Origin of the sequence: Flavobacterium sp., from assembly GCF_049318185.1 — a bacterium.
In the GTDB taxonomy this organism is placed as follows: domain Bacteria; phylum Bacteroidota; class Bacteroidia; order Flavobacteriales; family Flavobacteriaceae; genus Flavobacterium.
Genome location: NZ_JBMOGV010000124.1, coordinates 1 through 5,677, shown reverse-complemented (window position 1 = coordinate 5,677; position 5,677 = coordinate 1). Strand labels below are relative to the sequence as shown.

At 35.2% G+C, this 5,677-nt stretch carries 5 protein-coding genes; 3 read left to right on the top strand and 2 right to left on the bottom strand.

The annotated features are described in order from the left end of the window. On the top strand, window positions 1-999 hold a 999-nt coding region (locus ACOYLT_RS09905; protein WP_422853693.1), incomplete at its 5' end, for an ABC-F family ATP-binding cassette domain-containing protein. Between the two features lie 114 nt (window positions 1,000-1,113). On the opposite strand, the gene ACOYLT_RS09900 is transcribed toward ACOYLT_RS09905, so the two are convergent. Further along, entirely contained in the window at window positions 1,114-1,770 is a 657-nt protein-coding gene (locus ACOYLT_RS09900; protein WP_422853692.1) for a TrmH family RNA methyltransferase, read from the bottom strand. Between the two features lie 126 nt (window positions 1,771-1,896). Here ACOYLT_RS09900 and ACOYLT_RS09895 point away from each other — a divergent pair, with 126 nt between their 5' ends. Then, window positions 1,897-2,598 carry an SIR2 family NAD-dependent protein deacylase gene (locus ACOYLT_RS09895; RefSeq protein ID WP_422853691.1) on the top strand — a complete coding sequence of 234 codons (702 nt, stop codon included), beginning with the start codon at window positions 1,897-1,899 and terminating at the stop codon, window positions 2,596-2,598. Window positions 2,599-2,672: 74 nt separating this feature from the next. Continuing rightward, a complete protein-coding gene (gene purB, locus ACOYLT_RS09890) occupies window positions 2,673-4,016 on the top strand; it encodes an adenylosuccinate lyase (RefSeq protein WP_422853690.1) in 1,344 nt (447 codons plus the stop codon). A gap of 110 nt (window positions 4,017-4,126) precedes the next feature. Here purB and ACOYLT_RS09885 read toward each other — a convergent pair. Beyond that, window positions 4,127-5,677, bottom strand: a 1,551-nt coding sequence (locus ACOYLT_RS09885) for a T9SS type A sorting domain-containing protein (RefSeq protein WP_422853689.1), incomplete at its 5' end; no start/stop codon positions are given.

Below are 5,677 nucleotides of genomic sequence, written 5' to 3'. Positions count from 1 at the left end.
CACGACAGACACTTTTTAGATTCGGTTTGTACACATATTTCTGATATTGATTTTTCTAAAATTAATCATTACTCTGGTAATTATACTTTTTGGTATGAATCGAGCCAGTTAGCAGCACGTCAAAAAGCACAACAAAACAAAAAAGCGGAAGAAAAGAAAGCTGAGTTAGAAGAATTTATTCGTCGTTTTAGTGCTAATGTGGCAAAATCAAAACAAGCTACTTCTCGTAAAAAGATGATTGAAAAATTAAACCTTGACGAAATAAGACCTTCAAGCCGAAGATATCCTGCTATTATTTTTGATGTAGAAAGAGAAGCTGGAGATCAAATTCTTCATGTGCAAAACTTAGCCGCTTCTGTTGATGGAGAAATATTGTTTAAGAATGTAGATTTAAATATGGCAAAAGGCGACAAAGTAGTAATCTTTTCAAAGGATTCTCGAGCAACTACTGCTTTCTATGAGATTTTAAATGGAAATCAAATAGCCGATGCAGGAACATTTGATTGGGGAATTACTACTAATCAATCGTATTTGCCAAATGACAATAGCCAGTTTTTTACTGATGGAAGTTTGAACCTAGTAGATTGGTTACGTCAATTTGTAAAAACAGAAGAAGAGCGCGATGAAGTCTATGTTCGTGGTTTTCTAGGTAAAATGATATTTTCGGGAGAAGAAGCTTTGAAAAAATGTACGGTACTTTCTGGAGGCGAAAAAGTGCGTTGTATGTTGTCTAGAATGATGATGATACGTGCCAATGTTTTGATGCTTGACGAACCAACCAATCACTTAGATTTGGAATCTATAACAGCTTTTAACAATTCGTTGAAAAATTTTAAAGGGTCAGTATTGTTTACCACCCATGACCACGAGTTTGCACAAACAGTTGCTAATAGAGTTTTAGAAATCACACCAAATGGTGTAATTGACCGTTATATGACCTTTGACGAATATCTTGAAGATGAAAAGATTCAGGAAATGAGAAAAAAAATGTATAATTAATTTCAAAATAGATATCCCGTTTAGTATTTAAACGGGTTTTTTATTTCATTCATTTTGGATACTTCAAAACTCATTATCAAGCTCCTTTTTAAATTTAAATTGGATATACACTTCTTAGCGCTGGCTATAATATCGTTCTTCTATCCTTTTGATATCTTTTATGCTGTTTTTGGCCCAAGCTAAGCGTTTTATTAAAATAGCTTCTTCGGTGAGTTGCCATTTTACATCAGATTGACGCAGGCGACTAGTAATATCTTGTATGATGATAGCGGCAGAAACCGAAATATTTAAGCTTTCAGTAAAACCCACCATCGGAATTTTAAGAAAACCATCCGCTTGTTGCATCACTTCTTGTGAAAGTCCTTCTTTTTCGGTGCCAAAAAAAAGAGCACTCTTTTTGGTAATATCAAATTCATGGAGCATGCATGAGTCATTATGAGGTGTGGTAGCAATGATTTGGTAGCCTTTACTCTTCAAGGTTTGAATACAATTGGAAATAGTTGAAAATCTATTGATATCAACCCATTTTTGTGCGCCCATGGCAATTTCTTTGTCGATGTTTTTGCCAAAGCGTTGCTCTACAATATTAATTTCCTGAATACCAAAAACCTCACAACTGCGCATTACTGCACTTGTATTATGAAATTGGAAAATGTCTTCTACTGCAATGGTAAAATGGTTTGTCCTGTGAACTAATACTTCAGTAAATCGCTCTTTTCGGTTGTCAGTTAAAAAATCTTCAAGATAATTAAGGTAATCTAAGTCAATCATAATAAACGTTTCAGCAAAAATAGTAATGTGGCTGAATTATTACTACTACTACACTACTATTTTATGAATTAATTGACTTGTAAAAATAGTTTTATATTTACAGAACAATTCATAATTCTTGTATTAGTGGTAAATAAAAAAAAGAAGTTAGTGGTGTTAACAGGAGCAGGAATTTCTGCCGAAAGCGGTATTAAAACTTTTCGGGATGCTAATGGACTTTGGGAAGGACATAATGTTATGGATGTGGCTTCACTCGAAGGTTGGCATAGAAACAAAGTATTAGTATTAGATTTTTACAACCAACGTAGAAGACAATTACATGGTGTAAAACCTAATTTTGGGCACATTGTTTTAGCTGAATTGGAAAAAGAATTTGATGTGCATATTATTACGCAGAATGTAGATAATCTCCACGAACAGGCGGGAAGTAATAAAGTGTTGCATTTACACGGTGAATTATTAAAAGTCAGAAGTACAGTTGATGAAACTTATATTTTAGATTGGAACGATGATTTGAACGATGGCGATTTAGATGATGAAGGCAATCAGTTGCGTCCACATATTGTTTGGTTCGGCGAAGCAGTACCAGCGCTTGACGAAGCTATTGCAATTACTAAAACCGCAGATTATTTAGCTATTATTGGTACATCTCTGCAGGTTTATCCAGCTGCTGGATTATTACATTATGCCAAAAGCAGTGTCCCTGTTTTTTATATTGATCCAAAACCTGTAGCCATTTATGATTTACAAAATCCATTAGAAATAATACCAATGATTGCTTCAGAAGGGGTTCCTCTGTTGAGAGAAAAAATGTATAATTTGTTTTAAAAAACTTAAAACTCATAACCCATAACTTACAACTTATAACTATTTTTGTATCACAAAACAACAACACAATATACATGTCACTCACAACATTAAATTCCATTTCACCAATAGACGGACGGTATCGAAAAAGTACAAAACCATTGGCTGCTTTTTTCTCTGAAGAAGCTTTAATAAAATATAGAGTTTTAGTTGAGGTTGAATATTTTATTGCATTATCTGAAAGTAATTTACCTCAGTTGAAAGGAGTAAATAAAAACAGCTATGATTCGTTAAGAAATCTTTACAAAAATTTTTCCACTGAAGATGCATTGGTTATTAAAGAAACTGAGAAAATAACTAATCATGATGTGAAAGCTGTAGAATATTTTATCAAAGAAAAATTTGAACTGTTAGGATTAAACGAATTCAGAGAGTTTATTCATTTTGGTTTAACTTCACAGGATATTAATAATACAGCTATTCCACTTTCGACAAAAGAAGCTTTTGAACAAGTGTATTTACCAAAGTTAATTGCTTTAATTGCTAAACTGAAAGAATTAAGTATAAATTGGGCAGATATACCCATGTTAGCCAGAACTCACGGTCAGCCTGCATCTCCAACCAGATTGGGAAAAGAAATCTTAGTTTTTGTGGAGCGATTAGAAGAACAAATGAGATTATTGTTCAATATTCCTTTTGCTGCTAAATTTGGTGGTGCTACGGGAAATTTCAATGCACATCATGTGGCTTATCCTAACGTTGATTGGAAACAATTTGGAACCAATTTCGTGGAAAATATTCTTGGATTGCAACATTCATTCCCAACAACACAAATAGAACATTATGATCATTTTGCTGCTTTCTTCGATGCTTTAAAAAGAATAAATACCATCATAATTGATTTGAATAGAGATATTTGGACTTATGTTTCGATGGATTATTTTAAGCAAAAAATAAAAGAAGGTGAAATAGGTTCCTCAGCCATGCCACACAAAGTAAATCCTATTGACTTTGAAAATTCTGAAGGAAATTTAGGCATTGCTAATGCTATTTTTGAACATCTTTCTGCAAAACTCCCTATCTCGAGATTACAACGTGATTTAACTGATAGCACTGTTTTGAGAAATGTAGGTGTGCCTTTTGGTCACACGATAATTGCTTTTGAAGCCACTTTGAAAGGATTGAATAAATTACTTTTAAATGAAACAAAATTTGCTGAAGATTTAGAGAAAAACTGGGCAGTTGTTGCCGAAGCGATACAAACCATTTTAAGAAGAGAAGGTTATCCAAATCCGTATGAAGCATTGAAAGGATTGACCAGAACTAATTCTGTAATCAACAAAGAAGCTATTCATGCTTTCATTAAAACATTAGAAGTTTCAGATACAATCAAGGCTGAATTGCTTCAAATCACTCCAAGTAATTTCACAGGAATTTAATAAAAAAAAATTGGTTTAGTATCAAAAAAATCCCTGTCTCGTTTTTAAACGAAACAGGGATTAATTGTATTAATTCGTATTTGTTAAACCAGCACAGGCGGGAAACCAATCTATCGTTTCACAACTCTCAAAGTTTTAACTTCTTCTCCTTGATTTAAAACAACATTATAAACGCCACTTGGATAACGATCTCCGATTTGTTGTTCCACCATATCTGATGGTCTTACTTCTCTTCTTTCAATCAATCTTCCTGTCATATCATAAACCATTATACTTACTTTATCTTCAGTTGAAGTAGTTAAACTCAAGTTAATCGTTTCTGTGTATGGATTTGGATATGCTATTACATCAAATGGCACACTTACTGTTCGAGATATTACTGGTGATGTTCCTGTTATCACTCTTGCTGCACTAGATGTACCAGGGCATTGTGATGTACCATAGAAGGCACGTACAGTATAACTTCCCGCTTGCGTAATAGCTATTGTCTGGTTTGTGGTTCCTTGGTTAGTAGTACTAGTCATTTCAACTCCATCCTTGTACCATTTCAACAGTATAGGCGCAACTGTCGTAGTACCTGTTACCTGTACAACACTTGACTTTAAGAAGATTGTCGGAGTAGTAGAACTCAATACTGTAATCGTACTTGCCGTTCCTGTCGATGTTACTGTTGTAACTGTAGGCACTGTAGTAGGGACTGTTCCAGTTGTAACCGTTACAGTGTTACTATTTGCCGGACAGAACCCTGTTTGAGATAATATCAAACGGTAGGTACCTGAGTTAGCTGCTGTGTTTGTAACTGTTAAGTTTTGTGCTGTACCACCAGTAGTAGTAATGTTAGCATCATTTCTTTGCCATTGTAATGTAGTACCCGTTGCCGGCGCAATACTTGATGACAATATTGTAGAAACTGTTGATGCGCCACATAATACTGAAGTATCAGGGGTAACTACAGGTGCTGTTGCAACTGTACCTTGTGCAACATTAAAGCCAGTACTTATAAAACTACTACAACCTGTAGATGGGTTTGTAACTACAATAGTGTATGTTCCTGATTGGCTTACTGTAATTGTTTGGTTATTGGCACCAACGTTTACTGTTGGCGTCAATAATGAACCGTTTAAGAACCATTGTAAAGTTGCTGTAGTTGAAGGTGCAACACTAGACTTAATATTCAATGTTCCTGGTGTTCCACAAAGTATTGATGATGCTCCAACTGTTGCCGTTGAAACCGATGCTGTAGCTGGTAAGGCAGCCCAGGTTACAGCTGTCGCATTACTTACTGCACTCGGGCATCCTCCAACTTGTGTGGCTACTACAGTATAGCTTCCAGCTGCTGTAGTACCTCCTGTGATTGTATGTGTTGTAGAGGTTGCAGTAGAAATAACTGTTGTTCCTTTGAACCATTTCAATGTCACTGCTGATGACGCTGGCACACTAGAGGTAAGCACTACTGATGCTGTTCCACACAATGATGTAACTCCTGAAGTAACTGTAACTACAGGGGTTGGTGCGACAATACCTTGCGTAACATTAAATTGAGTACTCGTTGCACTACAGCCTGTAGATGGGTTTGTAACTACAACTGTATATGTTCCCACTTGATTTACAGTAATTGTTTGGTTGGTAGTTCCTACGTTTACTGTAGATGTTATAGGTGA

Excerpts from the sequence above, each read along its gene's own strand:
- ACOYLT_RS09900 (WP_422853692.1), bottom strand. The coding sequence starts at position 1,770 with ATGATTGACTTAGATTACCTTAATTATCTTGAAGATTTTTTAACTGAC.
- purB (WP_422853690.1), top strand. The coding sequence starts at position 2,673 with ATGTCACTCACAACATTAAATTCCATTTCACCAATAGACGGACGGTAT.